The 19,215-nt window shown below is 58.0% G+C and carries 16 protein-coding genes; 8 read left to right on the top strand and 8 right to left on the bottom strand.

The annotated features are described in order from the left end of the window. Positions 1-78 precede the first annotated feature (78 nt). Positions 79-1,533 (top strand): TrkH family potassium uptake protein, encoded by a 1,455-nt coding sequence (locus ACA066_RS07610; protein WP_497698727.1) that lies wholly within the window; start codon positions 79-81, stop codon positions 1,531-1,533. On the opposite strand, the gene ACA066_RS07605 is transcribed toward ACA066_RS07610, so the two are convergent. After that, a complete protein-coding gene (locus ACA066_RS07605) occupies positions 1,490-2,551 on the bottom strand; it encodes an AraC family transcriptional regulator (protein WP_497698726.1) in 1,062 nt (353 codons plus the stop codon). The two genes, ACA066_RS07610 and ACA066_RS07605, sit on opposite strands and share 44 nt — an antisense overlap. A 160-nt stretch (positions 2,552-2,711) precedes the next feature. Between ACA066_RS07605 and ACA066_RS07600 the strand changes: the two genes are divergently transcribed. After that, a complete protein-coding gene (locus ACA066_RS07600) occupies positions 2,712-3,023 on the top strand; it encodes an Mpo1-like protein (protein WP_497698725.1) in 312 nt (103 codons plus the stop codon). Positions 3,024-3,122: 99 nt separating this feature from the next. Continuing rightward, the gene (locus ACA066_RS07595; RefSeq protein ID WP_497698724.1) at positions 3,123-3,713 is read left to right on the top strand and encodes an HD domain-containing protein; all 591 of its coding nucleotides are present in this window, start codon (positions 3,123-3,125) and stop codon (positions 3,711-3,713) included. A gap of 158 nt (positions 3,714-3,871) precedes the next feature. Here ACA066_RS07595 and ACA066_RS07590 read toward each other — a convergent pair whose 3' ends face one another. Then, positions 3,872-4,687: a UDP-2,3-diacylglucosamine diphosphatase gene (locus ACA066_RS07590; RefSeq protein WP_084320514.1), complete on the bottom strand. Its 816-nt coding sequence runs from the start codon at positions 4,685-4,687 to the stop codon at positions 3,872-3,874. 135 nt (positions 4,688-4,822) lie between these two features. On the opposite strand from ACA066_RS07590, the gene ACA066_RS07585 reads away from it, so the two are divergent. Continuing rightward, the gene (locus ACA066_RS07585) at positions 4,823-5,581 is read left to right on the top strand and encodes a helix-turn-helix transcriptional regulator (RefSeq protein ID WP_497698723.1); all 759 of its coding nucleotides are present in this window, start codon (positions 4,823-4,825) and stop codon (positions 5,579-5,581) included. Between the two features lie 78 nt (positions 5,582-5,659). Further along, the gene (locus tag ACA066_RS07580) at positions 5,660-6,553 is read left to right on the top strand and encodes a DMT family transporter (protein WP_497698722.1); all 894 of its coding nucleotides are present in this window, start codon (positions 5,660-5,662) and stop codon (positions 6,551-6,553) included. Here the strand turns inward: ACA066_RS07580 and ACA066_RS07575 are convergent. The 4 genes from ACA066_RS07575 to recQ form a co-directional block, all read right to left on the bottom strand. After that, positions 6,547-6,834: an Rdx family protein gene (locus tag ACA066_RS07575; RefSeq protein WP_084320512.1), complete on the bottom strand. Its 288-nt coding sequence runs from the start codon at positions 6,832-6,834 to the stop codon at positions 6,547-6,549. The two genes, ACA066_RS07580 and ACA066_RS07575, sit on opposite strands and share 7 nt — an antisense overlap. 44 nt (positions 6,835-6,878) lie before the next feature. Beyond that, the gene (locus tag ACA066_RS07570; protein WP_497698721.1) at positions 6,879-8,633 is read right to left on the bottom strand and encodes a motility hub landmark protein FimV; all 1,755 of its coding nucleotides are present in this window, start codon (positions 8,631-8,633) and stop codon (positions 6,879-6,881) included. Between the two features lie 128 nt (positions 8,634-8,761). Beyond that, a complete protein-coding gene (locus ACA066_RS07565) occupies positions 8,762-9,196 on the bottom strand; it encodes a MarR family transcriptional regulator (RefSeq protein WP_084320510.1) in 435 nt (144 codons plus the stop codon). Positions 9,197-9,326: 130 nt separating this feature from the next. Next, positions 9,327-11,453 (bottom strand): DNA helicase RecQ, encoded by a 2,127-nt coding sequence (gene recQ, locus ACA066_RS07560; RefSeq protein WP_497698720.1) that lies wholly within the window; start codon positions 11,451-11,453, stop codon positions 9,327-9,329. Positions 11,454-11,854: 401 nt separating this feature from the next. Between recQ and ACA066_RS07555 the strand changes: the two genes are divergently transcribed. From ACA066_RS07555 to ACA066_RS07545, 3 genes are all read left to right on the top strand, one after another. Then, the gene (locus ACA066_RS07555; RefSeq protein WP_497698719.1) at positions 11,855-12,442 is read left to right on the top strand and encodes a UPF0149 family protein; all 588 of its coding nucleotides are present in this window, start codon (positions 11,855-11,857) and stop codon (positions 12,440-12,442) included. A 10-nt stretch (positions 12,443-12,452) separates the two neighbouring features. Beyond that, positions 12,453-12,848: a YbaN family protein gene (locus ACA066_RS07550; RefSeq protein ID WP_497698718.1), complete on the top strand. Its 396-nt coding sequence runs from the start codon at positions 12,453-12,455 to the stop codon at positions 12,846-12,848. Positions 12,849-13,011: 163 nt separating this feature from the next. After that, positions 13,012-14,511: a hypothetical protein gene (locus tag ACA066_RS07545; protein ID WP_497698717.1), complete on the top strand. Its 1,500-nt coding sequence runs from the start codon at positions 13,012-13,014 to the stop codon at positions 14,509-14,511. A gap of 64 nt (positions 14,512-14,575) precedes the next feature. On the opposite strand, the gene ACA066_RS07540 is transcribed toward ACA066_RS07545, so the two are convergent. Continuing rightward, positions 14,576-16,855, bottom strand: coding sequence for an autotransporter outer membrane beta-barrel domain-containing protein (locus ACA066_RS07540; protein ID WP_497698716.1), 2,280 nt, complete (start codon positions 16,853-16,855; stop codon positions 14,576-14,578). Between the two features lie 198 nt (positions 16,856-17,053). Continuing rightward, positions 17,054-19,039, bottom strand: a complete 1,986-nt coding sequence (locus tag ACA066_RS07535; protein WP_497698715.1) for a hypothetical protein — start codon at positions 19,037-19,039, stop codon at positions 17,054-17,056. Positions 19,040-19,215: the final 176 nt, after the last annotated feature.

Here is a 19,215-nt window from a genome sequence, read left to right as displayed (position 1 = left end):
GCCACGGGGATGCCGGTTTACATGCCCTGCCCCACGGGTAGAATGGCGCCCTTCCTACTTTCAGCCCGAGCGGACTTCATGGCGTTGCCGACCTTACGTCTCATTGGTTTCATCATCGGCCTCTTCCTGATCACGCTGGCGATCGCCATGGTCGTGCCCATGGCCACCCTGGTGATTTTCGATCGCACCGGCGACCTGCCGTCGTTCCTCTGGGCCAGCATGATCACCTTTGTCGCCGGCCTCGCGCTGGTCATTCCCGGTCGTCCCGAGCACGTGCACCTGCGTCCGCGAGACATGTACCTGCTGACCGTCAGCAGCTGGCTGGTGGTGTGCATCTTCGCCGCGCTGCCGTTCCTGTTGACCCAGCACATCAGCTACACCGACTCGTTCTTCGAAAGCATGTCCGGCATCACCGCCACCGGTTCGACGGTGCTCACTGGCCTGGACGCCATGTCCCCCGGCATCCTGATGTGGCGCTCGTTGCTGCACTGGATCGGCGGCATCGGCTTTATCGGCATGGCAGTCGCGATTCTGCCACTGCTGCGCATTGGTGGCATGCGGCTGTTTCAGACCGAGTCGTCGGACCGTTCCGAAAAAGTCATGCCCCGTTCGCACATGGTGGCGCGGTTGATCGTAGCGGCCTACGTCGGCATCACCATTTTCGGCAGCCTGGCGTTCTGGTGGGCCGGGATGAGCCCGTTCGACGCGATCAACCATGCGATGTCGGCGATTTCCACCGGTGGTTTCTCCACGTCCGACCAGTCCCTGGCCAAGTGGACGCAACCGGCAGTGCACTGGGTGGCGATCGTCATCATGATTCTCGGCAGTCTGCCCTTCACGCTGTACGTGGCGACCTTGCGCGGTAACCGCCGGGCCCTGATCAAGGATCAGCAGGTTCAAGGTTTGCTCGGCATGTTGCTGGTGACATGGCTGGTGCTCACCACCTGGTACTGGTGGACCACCCAGCTGCATTGGCTGGACGCGCTGCGGCATGTGGCGCTGAACGTGACGTCGGTGGTGACGACCACCGGTTTCGCACTCGGGGACTACAGCCTCTGGGGCAATTTCTCGCTGATGCTGTTCTTTTATCTGGGGTTTGTCGGCGGTTGCTCGGGATCGACCGCGGGCGGGATCAAGATCTTCCGCTTCCAGGTTGCCTATATCCTGCTCAAGGCCAACCTTAACCAGCTGATTCACCCACGCGCGGTGATCAAGCAGAAGTACAACGGCCACCGCCTCGATGAAGAGATCGTGCGTTCGATCCTGACGTTCTCGTTCTTCTTCGCCATCACCATCTGCGTGATCGCCTTGCTGCTGTCGCTGCTCGGCGTCGACTGGATGACCGCCCTGACCGGCGCGGCCAGTACCGTGTCGGGCGTCGGGCCGGGACTCGGCGAGACCATCGGCCCGGCGGGCAACTTCGCCACCCTGCCGGATGCCGCCAAATGGATTCTCTCATTCGGCATGCTGCTCGGCCGACTGGAGATCATTACTGTGTTTGTTCTGTGTATTCCGGCGTTCTGGCGTCACTGACCCGATTCGGCGCTTCCATCAGCCGCACCCGGTACTCGCCGGGGGTGGCGTCGAACCAGCGTCGGAATGCGCGGAAGAAGTTGCTCGGATCAGCGAACCCCAACAGGTAGGCAATTTCCAGCAGGGTCATGGTGGGCTGCGCGAGGTATTGCTCGGCCAGTTCGCGCCGGGTGTCATCGAGCAATGTCTGAAAACTCGTACCCTCTTCCTGCAAGCGTCGCTGCAACGTCCGTTGCGACAGGTGCAGCGTCTGCGCCACGGTATCGCGCTTGGGTTCGCCCTGGGGCAGCAAGCGGCACAACACCTGACGTGCCTTGTGGGTCACGCGGCTTTCGGAAAACCGCGCCAGGTATTCCCCGGCAAACCGGTCATGCAGCAGCGCCATGGCCTCGTTGGCAGTCGGCAACGGCGCTTCCATGTCGGCGCGTTCGAAGATCAGCGCGTCATAGGCCGCGTTGAACACCAGCGGCGCATGGAAGGCTTGTTTATACGGTTCAAGATCGGCGGGCTGTTCACCCTGCACCAGCACCTTGCGCGGTTGCAGGGTGCGCCCGGTCAGCCAGCCGCACAACGCGAGTGCACAGGCCAGCGACGCTTCGGCACTTTGTCGGGTCGGCGGCAGGTGGTCGCCGTGGACCGTCAGAATCAGCGCATAACCCTCATCCAGCAGGCGGAAACTCAGATCGGCACTTTCGGCAATGATCCGCTGGTAACGCACCAGCCGTTGAAAGCCTTCGGCCAGGGTCTGACTAGACATCAAGGCATAGCCCGCCACATGGAAGGAAGCCGGTCGCACCACCTTGCCCATGTTCAGGCCGATCGCCGGGTTGCCGGACAGCTCGACGGCACGCTGCCAGAGTCGCGTCATGGAATCTTGCGGGAAGCGCGCATCCGGATCGTCCAGTGACGCGTAATCGAGCCCCAGCTGCTTGAACAGAACCCGGCAATCCAGGCCGTCCATCTCCAGTGCTTTGACAATCCCCATCGCCCAGCTTGCAGAAGTCGTTCGTTCGCTCATGGCGTTTACTTACATGGTGAGCCGCATGCTACGGCCAATTTCCGAAGGATACTAAAGTGGCGCCCATTGTCACTGGCTGATGCCAATGATCACTCTAGACTCAAATAAGCTACCCGCAGAACAACTTGCAGTCAGAACAATAACCACAGAGATCGCAGTCGTGGAAAACATCAAGCGTTTCAATAGCTTCGCCGAGTTTTACCCGTATTACCTGAGTGAACACAGCAACAGTACCTGCCGACGATTGCACTTCATCGGCACGACACTGGTTATTTTCATTCTGGCCCTGACCATCGGCAAAGGGGCCTGGTTATGGCTGCTGGCCGTTCCGCTGGCCGGCTACAGCTTCGCCTGGGTCGGGCATTTCTTCTTTGAAAAGAACCGTCCTGCGACTTTTCAACACCCGCTTTACAGCCTGCTCGGCGATTTCGTCATGTACCGCGATATGATTCTGGGCCGCGTGCCGTTCTAGGCCCGATGGGCCAGCAATGCGTCCTGCGCAGCCAGTGCGCTAATGGTTACAGGTCCTACACTGAAAAAATCCCTTTCGACAAGAACAAGAGGATAGCCGATGAATGCCAATGCCCGTTTCACCCACATGCAGGACGGCACGCAGGAAGACTGGGCAATCATCGCCGCCGACTTCAGTGCCTATGCGAGACAATTGCCGACACGGATTGTGGCGCACCTGAAACTGCTGGAGGGTGATTTTGGCGGCTTCCCGGTGGATCGTCTGACCCATTCCCTGCAAACCGCCAGCCGTGCCTGGCGCGATGGCCGCGACGAAGAGTACGTGGTGTGCGCCCTGCTTCACGACATCGGCGACACCTTGGGCTCCTACAACCATCCGGACATCGCGGCAGCGATCCTCAAGCCATTCGTCAGCGCCGAGAATCTGTGGATGGTGGAGAAACACGGGATTTTCCAGGGGTATTACTTTTTCCATCACTTGGGCATGGATCGGCATTTGCGCGAGCAGTTCAGCGGTCATCCGCAGTATCAGGCGACCATCGAATTCTGCGCGAAGTACGATGCGGCGGCGTTTGATCCGGCTTACGAGACACTGCCGCTGAGTTTCTTCGAGCCGATGATGGAGCGGTTGTTTGCGCAGCCGAAGAACTCGATTTACAGGGCGGCGATGGAAGAGCACGCGTCGGCCTGAAATTGTGGCGAGGGGCTTGCCCCCGTTGGGGTGCGAAGCGCCCCCAAAACCATGCACCGCGTTTCTCCAGGCTTACCGCGTTTTGTAGTTTACGACGGCTTCGCCGCCGAACGGGGCGGTGCGGCGGTCCGACAAGCCCCCTCGCCACAAAAACCACCCTACGCCGGTTCCGCGATTTTGATTGCCTTCAACTCCGCCTCCCGCGCCTGAGCATCCGCCAACCGGTACAACTCGATCGAACCATCCCAATGCTCGATCAGCGCCGTGCACGATTCCACCCAGTCCCCGCAATTGAGGTAGTCCACTTCGCCAACCTTGCGGATTTCGGCATGGTGAATGTGCCCGCACACCACCCCGTGCAATTCGCGTTTGACGCATTCGTGGGCGATGGCTTCTTCGAAGTCGCTGATGAAGCTGACCGCGGTTTTCACCTTGTGCTTGAGGTACGCCGACAGCGACCAGTAACCGTAGCCATAACGGGCACGCCAGTGGTTGAGCCAACGGTTGAGGGTCAGGGTGAATTCGTAGGCCGAGTCGCCGAGAAAGGCCAGCCAGCGGTGATAACGGGTGATCACGTCAAACTGGTCACCATGGATCACCAGCAAATGGCGGCCGTCGGCGGTCACGTGCACCGCTTCGTCCACCAATTGAATATTGCCCAGAATCAGCTTCGAGTAACGGCGCAGGAATTCGTCGTGGTTGCCGGTGACGTAGATCACCTCGGTGCCGCGCTTGCTCATGGTCAACAGGCGACGGATCACGTTGGTGTGCGCCTGAGGCCAATACATGCCGCTGCGCAGTTTCCAGCCATCGATGATGTCGCCGACCAGGTAGATCTTGTCCGCATGGTAGCCCTTGAGAAACTGCGACAAGTGCTCGGCCTGGCAATCCCGGGTGCCCAGATGCACATCGGAAATCCACAAGGTCCGCACACGTTGCTTACGACTGGGTTTGGCGAGCTCGGCGCTGGTCATGGGCAACCCTCTGCGATTGTTTTTGCAAGCTTGCGCCGGTCGGGTTAATTGCCCATGACAGTGACAAGTCAGTCCTGTGACAACGCGCCTGGACGACCTCGGTGTAGACTGACGGCCTTACTCGGGAGACCTGCGATGAGACCGATCCTCACGCTCCGCCAATACACTCACGACCTGATCGTCCACAGTCACGACCACGCGCAACTGGTGTTCGGGCTCTCGGGCGCGCTGGATTTCGAGATCGACGGGCGTGGCAGTCAGGTGGTTCAACAGAGTTTCGTGGTGGTCCCGTCCGGTTTCCATCATGCCTGTGGCAGCGCCAATGGCAGCCGCTGCCTGGTGCTGGACGTGCCAAGTGATCAATGGGTGGCGCAGTCCCTTGGCGAGCACGCCGATGCCAGCCGCCGTTTGCTCGACAGCGCCGGGCGTCTGCCGCTGGATGCCGGGCAAAGCCAATTGGTGAACTGGCTGGCGGGCAGTCAGGTCAGCGACCCGCTGATCGCGCAACAAGGCGCGGTGCTGTTGCTGGCCAGCCTCAACCATGCCAGGCCGGACGTGATGGGCGGCCGGCGCCTGCCCTATGCCGCGTTGAATGCGCACATCGATCAGCACGCGGCCTACCCGCTGCAAGTCGCCGATCTGGCACGCATCGCCGGGTTGTCCAGCGCTCGGCTGCATGCGCGGTTTGTCGCGGAATGCGGGCAGACGCCGATGGACTACATTCGCAGTCGTCGTTTGCACATGGCCGGGAGTCTGTTGCGGGATTCGGCGTTGCCCGTTGGCGAAATTGCCAGTCGGGTTGGCTACAGTTCGCAAAGTGCATTTTCGGCGGCGGTGTTGCGGGAGTTTGGTGCCTCCCCCGGGAAATTGCGGCGCGAGGCTGGCGACAAATGATGCGAGCCTGACGACAGACAGGCATGCCGACAGCCCTCTAGACTGCACCTCTGTTGGTTATGTTCATCAAGGATTGCAATGACTCCCCGTACCGCCCTCGGCGCACTGCATATCGGCGCACTGATGTTTGGCCTGACCGGTGTGTTCGGCAAACTCGCCGCCGCCTCCCCTGCCGTCATCGTCTTCGGTCGCGCTGCCTTTGCTGTGCTCGCCCTGGCCGTTTTCGCACGGTTCGCCAGCCAGACGCGCTGGCAGAAGCTGCAAGCCGTGGACTGGCGCCGCCTGCTGCTCAGCGGTTTGCTGCTGGCCGGGCACTGGATAAGTTTTTTTATTGCGGTAAAGGTCGCGGGCGTGGCGATCGCGACCCTGGGTTTCGCCAGTTTCCCGGCATTTACCGTGATCCTGGAAGGGCTGATTTTCCGCGAGCGAATTCGCGCCAATGAAATCCTGCTGGTGGTGCTGGTGAGTATCGGACTGGTGCTGGTCACGCCTGATTTCGATCTGGCCAGCGGCGCCACCACCGGCCTGTTGTGGGCGGTGGGCTCCGGGTTGCTATTTGCATTACTGTCCCTGACCAACCGCGCCAGTTCCGCAAGAATTCCGCCGGTACAGGCTGCGCTGTGCCAGAACGTCGTGGTCGCGTTGTGTTTGCTGCCAGTGGCGGCGCCTCAGTTAAGCGAAGTCCGCGCCATTGACTGGCTGTGGATCGGCCTGCTCGGGGTGTTCTGCACCGGTGTCGCTCACAGCCTGTTCGTCGCCAGCCTCGCTGTGATCAAGGCGCGCACCGCCGCCGTGGTGTTTGCGCTGGAGCCGGTGTACGGCATCACCATGGCGTGGCTGCTGTTCAATGAAAACCCGACGCTGCGCATGCTGATCGGCGGCGCCTTGATCATCGTCGCGATTGTGGTGTCCAGCAGGCTCTCCGGCGGTTCAAGCAAGAAAGCGGTCGCTGCCGAAGCCGCGTCTCACTGAGTGCGGTCGTTGTGCCCGAGGTCGCGGTCCGGATCGATCTGATCGCGGACCCGCTGCTTCAGCACCTTGGCTTCCGGGAAACCGCCGTCCGCCTTGCGCTCCCAGATCTGCACATCGTCACAGAAAATGTGAAACACGCCACCGGTGCCAGGCACCAGCGAAACCTTGCCCAAGTCATCGCCAAAGGTACTGAGCAGCTCTTGCGCCAACCAAGCGGCACGCAACAGCCATTGGCATTGCGTGCAGTAGGTGATGACGATTTCCGGTTTGTGCGCGGTCATGACGAGGGAACTCCTGAACCAGAGGGCGCCGCCATGATAGAGGCTCAGCGAATACCGGCCAACAATGTCCGCGCAGTTTGTTTAAGTGGCTCATCGCCGTCCTTGAGCAACTCGTTCAGCAGCTCGATGGCGCTGTCCAGATCGCCGTCATCGATGCAGTTCTGGGCCTGTTCCAGTTTGCCTGCGTTGTCCGGCACGGCGGGTTCCAGGCTCAGCGTTTCAAGCTCGAATGACGGGTCGGCATCCTTGAATTCGTCGAGAAAATCGTCATCCAGTGACTGTGAGTCAGGCTCGGCGACCCACTCAAGCTCGGGCTCGTCCAGTGTCGGTTCTTCAGGCATCTCGAACACATCGGGCAACACGTGCAGGTTCGAGGTGAATGCGGGAGCCACGACCTCAGCTGGTTTTTCCGAGGGTTTAGTGTTTTCAAATGGACTGACCAGATCCCAACTCGAATCCATCGACAGGTCATCCAGATTCAGTTGGAACTCGTCGCTTGGCGATTCTTCGGATTTCACCGGTGTTGTGAGGGCTGCCGCAGCAGCCACGGGCACCGCACTGCCCAGTTTCGGGTAGCGGGCACGAATGTCCTGAAGTTGCTGCGAGTCGAACCCTGCATCCCGCAAGCTGTTTTCCTGAGCGTCATAGGCTGGCCCGTCACCTTGCTTGCCGAGGACTTCCAGCAACTGCACGGCCAGATCCGTGCGTTGTGGCTCCTTCGCCAAGGCATCGCGCAACAAGCCCGCAGCTTCGGAAAAACGACCATAGGCCAAGTAGATGCCCACACCTTCCAACACATCCCCTGACGGCGTCTCGTCATGAAGATCGGGCGCAGGTTTCGACGGGTTGGGCTTCGCTGACGGCTCCACGGTTTGATCAAGCACCGGCTCGTGTCGCGACGGCAAAACGGGAGGATCTGCGGCCAGGACCTGAACCTGCTGTCGTTGGCGGCGAACAAACAAGCCCACCAACAGCAATGCCACCAACGCCGACAACCCGGCGATCAGCGGCCAGTTGGACGCCTCGGGCTCTTGTACCGCGACCGGTGCTGGCGCAACAACTTCCGGCGTAACCGGGGGCACCTGGGCCTCCGCCAATTGCGTTTGCAGCTCGGTTATCTGTTTTTTCTGACCGGCGATCTGTTCATCCTGGCCCTGAAGTTTTGCATTCAGCTCGTCGACGGTTTTTTGTAGTTGCTGGTTTTGCAGCACGCTCGCGGCCAATTGCTCGGCGACGAGATCAATGACGGGGGCGGCGGGCTGTTCAACTTTAGGGGCCGTTTTTTTGGCCGCGGGTGGCGGCGCAGTGGCCGGTTTGACGCTCGGGTATGGAGAGTTCGGGGAGCTGGCGACCGGTTCGTCGGCAACCGGCACAATCCCCGGTGTACCCGGCGGATCGATCAGCACGGTGTACTCGCGCAGCACGCGCCCGTTAGGCTGATTGAGCTGCACGAGGAAATTCAGAAAAGGCTCGTTGACCACTTTATTGGAGCTCACCCGGATCAGGCTGCGGTTGCCCCGCAGGATGGGCGTGAACTTCAGGTCATTGAGAAAGAACACCCGCTCGACACCGGCGCGACTGAATTCGTCCGCGGTCGCCAGACTGACGGACAGGTCGCCCTCCTCCAGACCGGCAGCATCCACCAGATCGATGTCGGCACGCAGCGGTTGATTCAGCGCCGAATGCACGGTGATTTCACCCAGCCCCAGCGCGGGCGCCAGTGCCGAGTAGGTCACAGCCCCACCGGCCAGAACCAGCCTGGCGCACCACCGCAGTACAACGTGCCAACTCTCGAGCATGAGCATCCCTTCGATAACCAGAACCAACCGATGCGTGTTCGCATATCCGGTACGAACACGATATTGCCTAGTAGTTCTTTATAGTCTGCCCAACGGGGTATCTCAAAAAGCTGACACCCGGTTCTGCTTCAGGATTTTTCCAGGTTGGCCAGAATGTGCCCGTGAACACGCATGCAGACCTTCAAATCGGCCTCATCGACGCCTTCAAACAGCTCGTGGCGCAGTTGAGTGGCAATGGTTTCAATTTGTTCGATCAGGGGACGGGCCGGGGCACAGAGGACGATTTTTTTCGCCCGGCGGTCTTCCACCACGGCCTGACGCTGAACAAGGCCCTGAGTTTCCAGACTGTCGAGCAGTCGAGCCAGGGTCGGCCCTTCAACGCCGACGCTTTGCGCCAGTTCGCGCTGGGTCGGCGCTTCTTCAAATCGCGCCAGGTGCAGCAGCACCAGCCAGCGCGCCTGGGACAAACCCAGGCCGGCCAGACGGCGGTCCAGTTCGGCACGCCAGCCGCGCGACATCTGGGCCAGTTGCATGCCAAAGCGGTGTTGATCGGTTAACGGCATAAAACACTCATGGTTAGACTGAAATAGAGAAAACTAATTATTAGTCAGCTAAGCATGACCCTTGGCTTGAGGCAAGGCTTGCTCTGTACTGAATCGTTACATCAATACAACCCTGTCCGAAATTTGAAACTCAGATCTCGAATTCCGATTGCAGCGCGGCTCGAACACAGTACAAAACACCTTCCGGCACGCGACCGGCGAACAGCGCAGCAATCTCCGCCACCGGCGGCAACTCGCCCTCGCCGTCGAGGAACGCATCCTGGACTTCGCCCATCAAGTCTTCGGGCAGGTCCAGCGCCTGTTCCAGCGACAACTGCTGCTTGCCTATTGCCTCGGCGAGCATCGTGTAGACGTTCTTCTCCGAGCACTGCAATTGACCGGCGATTTGCACCGGCGTCATGCCGGCCCGAGCGAGGGTGATCAGTTCGTGGCGCACGTCGGCCACCACTTTCGGCGCCTCGACCTGGCCGCCGAGCACTTCGAGGAAGGCCTCGCCGTAACGCTCAAGTTTGCGTGCACCGACGCCGCTGACCGTGGCCATTTCCGCCAGCGAGGTCGGCTGGCTGCGGAGCATTTCCAGCAACGTCGAGTCGGGGAAGATGACGTAAGGCGGCACACCGTGCTCTTCGGCGAGCTTGCGACGCAAGGCGCGCAAGGCTTCCCACTGTTCGCGTTCTTCGCCACGGACCAGTTGGCTCGCCTGGCTCTTGCTGCTTTTCGCGGTGGTTTGCGGCTTGAGGTCGCGACGCAATTCCAACGTCACTTCGCCCTTGAGCAGCGGCCGGCAGGTGTCACTGAGGCGCAGACCGCCGTAACCTTCGAGATCGATGTCGGCCAGACCGCGAGCAACCAGTTGCCGGAACAGGGAGCGCCATTCGCTCTCGCCCATCGCCTTGCCGACACCGTATACCGACAGATGCTGATGACCGAAGCTGCGGACCTTTTCGTTGTCCTTGCCCAGCAACACGTCCACCAGATGGCCGACGCCATAGCGCTGACCGGTGCGGTAAATCGCCGAGAGTGCCTGACGGGCCGGCTCGGTGGCGTCCCAGGTCTGCACGCCATCGACGCAGTTGTCGCAATGGCCGCACGGCTCCGGCATGTCTTCGTCGAAGTAGGCCAGCAGGGTTTGACGCCGGCAGCGGGTTTCTTCGCAGAGCGAGAGCATCGCGTCGAGCTTGTGCTGCTCCAGACGCTTGTGACGCTCGTCACCTTCGGAGTTCTGCAGCATTTGCTTGAGCATCACCACGTCTTGCAGGCCGTAGGCCATCCACGCATCCGCCGGCAGACCGTCACGGCCGCCGCGACCGGTTTCCTGGTAGTAAGCCTCAAGGGATTTCGGCAGATCGAGGTGCGCGACAAAGCGCACGTTGGGCTTGTCGATGCCCATGCCGAATGCCACGGTGGCGACCATGATCAGGCCTTCCTCGTTGAGGAAGCGCTTCTGGTGATGGGCCCGGGTTTCGTTGGCCAGACCGGCGTGATATGGCAGCGCCGGGAAGCCCTGCTCGCTGAGGAACACCGCGACTTCGTCGACTTTCTTGCGTGACAGGCAATAGACGATGCCGGCATCGCTGCGCCGTTCGGCGAGGAATGCCAGCAACTGCTTGCGCGGCTGTTCCTTGGGCACGATGCGATAGAAAATATTCGGGCGGTCGAAACTGGAGAGGAAGCGCTCGGCATTCTGCAGATGCAGGCGATCGACGATTTCTTCCCGGGTGCGCTTGTCGGCGGTCGCGGTGAGAGCAATGCGCGGGACGTTGGGGAACAGCTCCGCCAACTGACCCAGTTGCAGGTATTCGCGGCGGAAGTCGTGGCCCCATTGGGACACGCAATGCGCTTCGTCGATGGCGAACAAGGCGATTTCAAGGCTTTGCAGGAAGGCCAGCATGCGCGGCTGGACCAGACGTTCGGGCGCGAGATAAAGCATCTTCACTTCACCGCGCTTGATCCGCGCGGCAAGGTCGCGTTGCTGCTCGGCGCTCAGCGTTGAGTTCAACGCAGCGGCAGCGACGCCCAGTTCCTCGAGGGTCGCCACCTGGTCGTCCATCAACGCGATCAGCGGCGACACCACCACTGCCAGGCCTTCGCGCAACAACGCCGGCACCTGGAAGCACAGGGATTTGCCGCCACCGGTAGGCATCAGCACCAGGGCGTCGCCGCCACTGGCCACGCGCTCAATGATTGCACCCTGACGGCCACGGAAACTGTCGTAGCCGAAGATATCCTTGAGGACGCGTTGAGCCTGTTCGAGCATAAAAACTCCAAAAATCACCGAAACATCCCTGCAAGGCTGGTTCAGGATCCGCAAGGCTGCACTGACAAATCGTAAGTGCGCATTGCATGACGCTTCACATTTCAGCCGCGACGCCAGCAGGGCATCACAAAACGCGGGAGTATACCCGAGGCCTGTCCGGCAAAGGGCGCCGCTGAGAAGACACATGAAGCCACACCATTGCAGAACCTGTGGGAGCGAGCTTGCTCGCGAAGGCGGTGGGTCAGTCGACATTGATGTTGAATGTAATGCCGCCTTCGCGAGCAGGCTCGCTCCCACAGGGATTGTGGTGTTGCGCGACGCAAATATCCCGCGCGGCTGGCCTGAGTGCTCAAGAAGGCCTAGAATTCCCGCATCTGTTTAATTCCCAAGGTAGCCCTTTAATGTCCTTCGCTGAGCAACTAACCCGCCTGCAAGTCTTCCTCGACGCCGATGAACTGCATGACGAGGCGCTGGACTACGTGGCCGCCCACGGCTACCTCACCGCGCTGTCGATCTGTTCCGAAAGAGTTCCCGACCGTGAATGGATCGATGCCCTCTTCGCCGAAGAGCCGCATTACGCCGACGACACCGAGCGTGAAGCGATCGAATCCACCCTGCTCGCCCTCAAGGCTCACATCGCTCGCCAACTGGCGTCCGACGAAGAATTCGAGCTGCCGTGCGACCTCGACCTGGGCGACGAGCCGGATGATTCCGACCTGCGCGGCTGGTGCATCGGCTTCATGGAAGGCGTGTTCCTGCGCGAAGCGGCCTGGTTCGAAACCGCCGAAGATGAAGTCAGCGAAATGCTGCTGCCGATCATGGTCGGTTCCGGTCTGTTCGACGAGCAGCCTGAATTCTCCGACATCGCGGCCGACCCGAACCTGATGGACGACATGATCGTGCAGATCCCGGAAGCCCTGACCGCGCTGTACCTGCTGTGCAACGCGCCAGACGAAAAACCGGCGATCCTCAAGCCACGTCACCACTAAGGTTCTGCCTATGGACAACCCCATAGGCAACCGCTCCCTGATGTTGCGTTACGGGCTGCTGGCCATCGGCTGGCTGAGCGTAGCGCTGGGGGTGATCGGGATTTTCCTGCCGGTGTTGCCCACCACGCCTTTCCTGCTGCTGGCGGCCGCCTGTTTCGCCCGCAGTTCCCCGCGCTTTTATCACTGGCTGGTGGAGCATCCACGGCTGGGGCCATGGATTCGCGACTACCTCGACGGCAATGGCATCCCGCTCAAGGGCAAGGTGTACGCCATCGGCCTGATGTGGGTGAGCATTCTGTTGTCGTGCTATCTGGTGCCCCTGCCGTGGGCACGCGGTTTCATGCTGACCAGTGCGGCGCTGGTGACGATCTACATTGTTCGGCAGAAGACCTTGCGTAGACCCTGAAACTCTCTTCGCTATTAATAGCGGATAAGTCCTCCTTCAACTCCCGTTATCGCCCCTTCCGCTCATCGGAAACCTACTCAAACCTGTTATTTCTGACAGTAGCCAATTCAACTGTTCGAGGCCTTAAATCACTCCGTCCCCTTGACCAACCGGAGTCATGATCATGGCCGTTACCCCCTCGAACAGTTCATTGCGTACGTCCGACGAAGATGAAGAAAATCAGTTAACGATCAGTAGAATCGTTGATCCCAACGGCGCGACCATCATTAACCGAACTACCTACCAAACATCCTTCAAAGTTGGCGGCATCAACGCCGAACGGAACAGCTCAGTCTGGATTATGCGCGGTAACGACAAACTGGGCGAAGCCACAAGCAACAGCGTCGGCGAGTGGGAGACGCCGCTGCTCGCTGCGCCGAAGTTCGATTGCTACAGCGTGTTCGCTGAAGGCAAATGGGCTGACCAACCTGTGTCGCCGACCAGAAGGTTTACCGTGGCTACCAACACTCCGATCATTAATGAAGTACTCAGCGACGGAAAGCCGATTGCTGACGGTGACACCATTCGTGAGACTTCAGTCACCATCAACTGCAATGCGCGCCCAAACCAGAATGCCGAAGCGCTTAATGGCGATACTCCACTCAAAACGGAGCTAACCAGTGCCTGCGGAATTTGCACTTTCAAGCTGGAAGATCTGGCACCAGGCCCCTACAACATCACGATCAAGGGTTCCAATGGCCAAGAGTCGACCCCTTTCAAATTTACCGTGGAAGAGGACGTTATCACGCCGGTAACCCTCGACAAGGTCACTACCCTTGCCGGACCTGAAGTTCCTGACGGCACCACAACACCCGAGACCTCCCTGTTTGTGGAAGGCGAAGGTGAACCGGGTGCGAAGGTTGAGATATTCAAAAATGGTGACTCGCTGGATGAAGCGACCGTGGATCCTGCAACCGGTCGCTACAAACATCCAACAGGTGTGCTGACCGATGACACCTACGCCTTCACCGCCACCGCAAAATACCCAGGCGGCGGCTCCGCTGGGCCGTACACGATTACAGTGAAAGCTAACAAGCAGGTAACCCTCGACAAGGTCACTACCCTTGCCGGACCTGAAGTTCCTGACGGCACCACAACACCCGAGACCTCCCTGTTTGTGGAAGGCGAAGGTGACCCGGGTGCGAAGGTTGAGATATTCAAAAATGGTGACTCGCTGGATGAAGCGACCGTGGATCCTGCAACCGGTCGCTACAAACATCCAACAGGCGTGCTGACCGATGACACCTACGCCTTCACCGCCACCGCAAAATACCCAGGCGGCGGCTCCGCTGGGCCGTACACGATTACAGTGGAAGCGGCCACCACCGCACCGACAAACACCCGTATTTATGATGTCGATGGGCATGAAATTTCTGATGGAGGAGATATACACAAGAGCTGGTTAATAGCCAGGGGCGATCATGAGCCGAATAGTGCGGTCAAAATCAAACTCAACGGTGTTATCCAACCAAATCCAGAGACCACCAGCGATAAGGGTCGCTGGGCGTTTTACTTGGGCAATCTGGTAGTCGGCACCGCCTATGAAATCAGCGCCCTGACGCTAGATGAAAAGGCTGAGTCTAATAAATGGAAAGTCGTTGCACGGCCCCCTTCCCAAAGCTAGTAAAACTCGCAGAAGGCAGGACGAAAAAAAACCGCTAATAGCGGTTTTTTTTCGTTCCTCACATTTAAAACTGATAGTTCAAACCAAAGGTGGCGGCCACAGGCTGTTCGATATTTTTACCCTTGGCATAATCGACACCGACATCAAGACGCAGCTTCTCGGACAACGAAACTGTCACCCCGGCACCTACTTCGAAACCGCTACCCGACAAGTCGTTGTTGATCGCGTTTCCGTTGACCCGCACGTTGTCGCTCGATGCAAATTCATGGACCACCGCTACCCGCCCGTATGGACGCACCTGCGTATCACCCAGGTCGATGCTTCGACCGGCCATGACGCCCAGCTTTGTCCGCAACGAATGCGTGCGGTCACCTTCGGCGTCCATTTCATTTTCCAGGCGATAGTTCTTGCCCTGAATCACTGCCGCGGAGACCTGGGCAGAAGGTTTGGCGAACCAGCCATCCCCAAGGTCGATATTGCGGCCGCCTTCTACGATCGCACTCATCGCCGAGTTGCTGTAATCGCCTTCGGCACGTTTGCCATCGCTCATCCTGACTTTGGATTCATTGCGGAAATGGTTGAACTTCAGGGCGCCATCAACGTAGTAGCCAGTGTCGCGATTCAGCCAGCCAAAATAGGGGCCGAAGTAGTAACTGTTGACCTCGGCCGAGGTGCCGCCATTGAGGTCCAGATCGGACTTGCTGTAACCCGCCAGCATACCGACAGTCCAGGGACTGTCACCCAGTCGGGTGTCGCCGCCCATGGTGAAACCCTGCTGCTGTTGACGATAACCCACACCCGACGAACCGTCGTCAACGTTCCACTTGTTGCCATAAGACCGTATCCACAGACCATGGCGCTTGTCGTCGGCCTGCAACTCGCTCATGCGGTTTTCCAGCGACTTCAACTCGCCATACGACACGGTAAGGGCTGTCTGGAACAAGGCTGCCACCGATTGCGCACCGGAAGTGAGCCGGGTGGTAGGGTTCAGGTAGTACTCCGTGCCGCCTGTGGCATTGGTCCTTTCGGCCAGATCGTACTCAAATGTCCCCACATCGACCCGACCTCCCAGCAATGCAAAAGCTGCCTGGTTATTGGCGATCTGCACCAGCGTCAATTGTTGAGGAGACGTCGCGTCCTTGCCCGACGCATTGACGGCCAATTCGTAACTACCGGTCGCCGTATCGGCTTTCAGCAAGTCGCTTTGACCCGTCTGGAAATTGCCCTGCATGGCAATGATGCCGTTGCCAGCAAGCGTACCCACTTCGAGTTGACGATTCGCACGCTGCGCGCCAGGCGCACCGAAATTAACCGTGCCGTCGCTCAACGTTAAGGTACCGATGCTGTCATCGCCGACCATGGTCAGGCTTGACCCGCTATTGAGGCTAAGGTTGCTGTTGTTCAAGCGCCCGGTGAACGATGAGCCATTGTTCAAGGTGACATTGGCGGTGGAGCCGTCCTCGCGCAGAATGTCCCCCACCATCGAAGCCCCGTTGAACGAGAGATCGACTGTGCTGTTCTGCAGCACCTGCACGTTGCCGTCCAACGCACTGCCGACGACATTCATCGTCGCCGTGGAGGCGCCCTGAACCTTCAACAGATTGCCATCGGCCGCCCGCAGAACGGCATTGTTCTGCACCTGAATCGTCGCGCCTTGAACGGCACCTTCCACCAGGATTGCCGGCCCGTTGCGCCCTTCTACGACGGCGTTGTCCAGCAACAATGCATTGGTGCCCTGGCCGCCGGCGTCATTGGTCATCCGTACGCCTGCGCTGTCGCCGCTGATCAGTGTGCCTGCCAATGCGCGGACATCTCCGCCTCGACTGTCCAGGCCTACGCTGCCGGCATTGGTGCCTCTGAGTTCGCTGTTTACCAGCGTCAATGTACTCAGACCGGTGACTAGTGCCCCCGTCTCTCCACCGTGGAATGTGCTGTCAGTTGCGGTGACAGTCGAGCCTTGCGTGGATGAATTTGGTCGACTGACCCATAGCGCCCGGGTGTCAGCAGTGACGGTAGCCCGTTGAATGGTGGCCTGGCTTTCACTCACCAAAATTCCGTGGGAGCCACTGTTGCCGTTGACGATGGCGCCGTCGATATTCAAGGTCGATCCGGTCTGGACGGTCAAGCTTTGGGTCGTTGCGCCTACGGCATTGAGTACACCGCCATTTTCCACTATGTAGTCACTAATCGGATCTGCCGGACCTATCGTTTCGTTTTGGCCAGCGCCGATAACGATCGCCGCCATGGCCGAAGGGCTTGCCAAAAAAAAAGCCGGCAACAATGCCAGCACTTTGAACGTCGTTGCGGTCGCAGGTTTACTTGAAACTGGGTTGTCGAAGTTCATGGGTCAGTCCTTTCGTCTTCTTGTCTCCTGCAAAGAAGCGGAGAACGTTGAGGGCTGCGGACGATACAGAGACTTCCTACAAAAAAATGTAGGATTAATCTCTGAAAGTGTAAGAAAAAACCGATACAGGTTTTCAATAACAACGAACATATACCCGGTGCCTAGACACCGGATATACGAGATGAACTCAGCAAAGTTTCACTTGCCGATCAACCTTGTCGGATCGACGACGTCATTCAGCTCGCACGTATCCTGCCCCCTACTCATGTTGACTCGGACAACTGTGCCCTTGGTATAAACGTTTTCCTCTTCGATAACGACCGCATAGTCCGCTCGCCCCCAACCAATACGTGTCGCAAGCAAATATTGGTACGGAACATACATATCAAAGCCATTGGTGGCCTGTTCTAAATTCGGGGTAAAAGGCACCTCGACTTTAGATCCAGGAATAAGCTCCGCTTCAATAGCAGCATTGGTCGGGTAACCACCGTAAGTCAGTTTAACTTCTATATCTGCCATTCGCGTATCGCCAGGAATACGAACAACGCCCACTACACCAAGCGTCGGATGCTTTCTCAACGAGCTGCATACAACTCCGTTTCTGGGATCTGAGTGTAAGTGCCTGAATCCAGCCGCTAACAAGACGATTGGCGTAGTACGGACAAACGCATTCGCCACCGGAGAATGCGCTTCATTAAAGTTCAGATCATGTTCCACAAAGACCTGAACTTGCGTGGTATCGTCGTCTGACAAAGTATTAAGCCAGGACCAAGGAAGATTCCATTTTATTGGTTTTGATGGATCTTCGCTGCCATCCGTTGGATAAACCCACGGAGTCGGCGATTCACGACCATTTAGAGCAAACCGGGCTTTGTCGCCTTTTTTGAAAAGAGTATGGAACTCCAAAAACCCTTCAACAGGCCCCCCATCTTGTTTATCGGCTGCCGTCAGTCTGTTCTTCACTGTGCTTTTCGGTCCCTGAAACCATGGTTCCAACAAACTCGGGTCCAGAAAACCGGGGTTGGAAGGATCAATCGGATTAGCCGGCTTCCTTACGTCAAGCCAGACAAGCCGGGTAATCCAATCCGTTGGAAAAAATTTGTTCCCACGTTTGATTCTGTACCCCAATTCTACTTGTCTTCGTCCATGACCCTTTACAAGCAGAGCCTCGTTAGCGAGGTTATGCACAGAAGGGAACCCGTTCATAGTTTGCTCTGGCTGTGCAACCCCATCGATGGAAATAACCAGTTTATCTATCGCAGTGCTAAAGTTATCATACGATTTTTCAAGGCCAGCACCGACGCGATCAATAAGATGTTCTATTTCAAGAGTATCGTTTTCCTCATCTACGATTTGAGGAACGTAAAGAGGGGCCGCAACAACCGGCCTAAGATCCTTGAACACCGAAACATTCGTAAGTGCCGACGGCGTAGCCGGTACGCCTGGGTAATTTTCCCCTTCACACCAAACAACAAACTCCCCGTCAAAACCATTGACGTGCGCAGCAGTTAAATCGAAGACCATCGGAGTGCCTATATTAGCCTCAGTAACCCTGACAGCCCCGACTTCTGTGGGAACGGTCCTACTGGGCCCAATAAAGCATTTAACCAAATCACCCAGTTTTTTGCCTGTGTAATTCTGGTACGTCAGCGGGACAGTCTTGGCCCCTTCAAAGTCTTCTGGACCTATACCATAATCTGTTACGGATTTCGGCAACTCTATATTTTTATCAAGGCTTGGCGGAACTTTATCAACCATATATTCGAGTGGAATGACGGTCGCAGGGTTACCACCAAAATCCAGGGTATAACTGACTTTTCGCAGTCCGTCTTTATCTTTATCTGCCAGGTGAAGTTTCATTGGAATAGGCGCTGTAGCGATAGGAGTTTCTTCGTCAAACTTGTGCTCAATTGCATCTTCGGTTCCATCTACCGTCATTCTAATAACGACGATGAGCCCCGATGGATCATATTGATCAATGAACTCCGGAATATCAAAGTCGAGCGGCCTATTGAAATAAGCATAGGGAAGATATTGTGGACCATCGGTTACCAAGGCCGGTTTAAATGGATTGGCGCTCCCCGGTACAGGGGCATTCAGATCAATAAGTTGTATGCTGGTTCGAAATGCCCGATATTGCGCCCTGTCTCTGCCATTAAAAGGAAAGCTTTCTTCTTTGGACATTTTAATACTCCTTTGATGTTGAGCTTTATTGCCCTGACGTTCGGTTATCGCAATGCCAGGCGAAGAGCGCCGACACCGATCGCTCGCCTTACATGGATGATTGCTTCACTCATCTCGATGTCTTGATTTAAAGGCAGCCACGGAAGACTGGCTACTGTCAGAAATCACAGGTTTTG

The organism is Pseudomonas sp. LBUM1651 (genome assembly GCF_059716135.1).
This window is presented reverse-complemented; position numbering and strand designations above follow the sequence as displayed.

Coding starts and splice junctions, on each gene's coding strand:
- ACA066_RS07610 (WP_497698727.1), top strand. CDS start 79: ATGGCGTTGCCGACCTTACGTCTCATTGGTTTCATCATCGGCCTCTTC.
- ACA066_RS07605 (WP_497698726.1), bottom strand. CDS start 2,551: ATGAGCGAACGAACGACTTCTGCAAGCTGGGCGATGGGGATTGTCAAA.
- ACA066_RS07595 (WP_497698724.1), top strand. CDS start 3,123: ATGAATGCCAATGCCCGTTTCACCCACATGCAGGACGGCACGCAGGAA.
- ACA066_RS07590 (WP_084320514.1), bottom strand. CDS start 4,687: ATGACCAGCGCCGAGCTCGCCAAACCCAGTCGTAAGCAACGTGTGCGG.
- ACA066_RS07585 (WP_497698723.1), top strand. CDS start 4,823: ATGAGACCGATCCTCACGCTCCGCCAATACACTCACGACCTGATCGTC.
- ACA066_RS07580 (WP_497698722.1), top strand. CDS start 5,660: ATGACTCCCCGTACCGCCCTCGGCGCACTGCATATCGGCGCACTGATG.
- ACA066_RS07575 (WP_084320512.1), bottom strand. CDS start 6,834: ATGACCGCGCACAAACCGGAAATCGTCATCACCTACTGCACGCAATGC.
- ACA066_RS07570 (WP_497698721.1), bottom strand. CDS start 8,633: ATGCTCGAGAGTTGGCACGTTGTACTGCGGTGGTGCGCCAGGCTGGTT.
- ACA066_RS07565 (WP_084320510.1), bottom strand. CDS start 9,196: ATGCCGTTAACCGATCAACACCGCTTTGGCATGCAACTGGCCCAGATG.
- recQ (WP_497698720.1), bottom strand. CDS start 11,453: ATGCTCGAACAGGCTCAACGCGTCCTCAAGGATATCTTCGGCTACGAC.
- ACA066_RS07555 (WP_497698719.1), top strand. CDS start 11,855: ATGTCCTTCGCTGAGCAACTAACCCGCCTGCAAGTCTTCCTCGACGCC.
- ACA066_RS07550 (WP_497698718.1), top strand. CDS start 12,453: ATGGACAACCCCATAGGCAACCGCTCCCTGATGTTGCGTTACGGGCTG.
- ACA066_RS07545 (WP_497698717.1), top strand. CDS start 13,012: ATGGCCGTTACCCCCTCGAACAGTTCATTGCGTACGTCCGACGAAGAT.
- ACA066_RS07540 (WP_497698716.1), bottom strand. CDS start 16,855: ATGAACTTCGACAACCCAGTTTCAAGTAAACCTGCGACCGCAACGACG.
- ACA066_RS07535 (WP_497698715.1), bottom strand. CDS start 19,039: ATGTCCAAAGAAGAAAGCTTTCCTTTTAATGGCAGAGACAGGGCGCAA.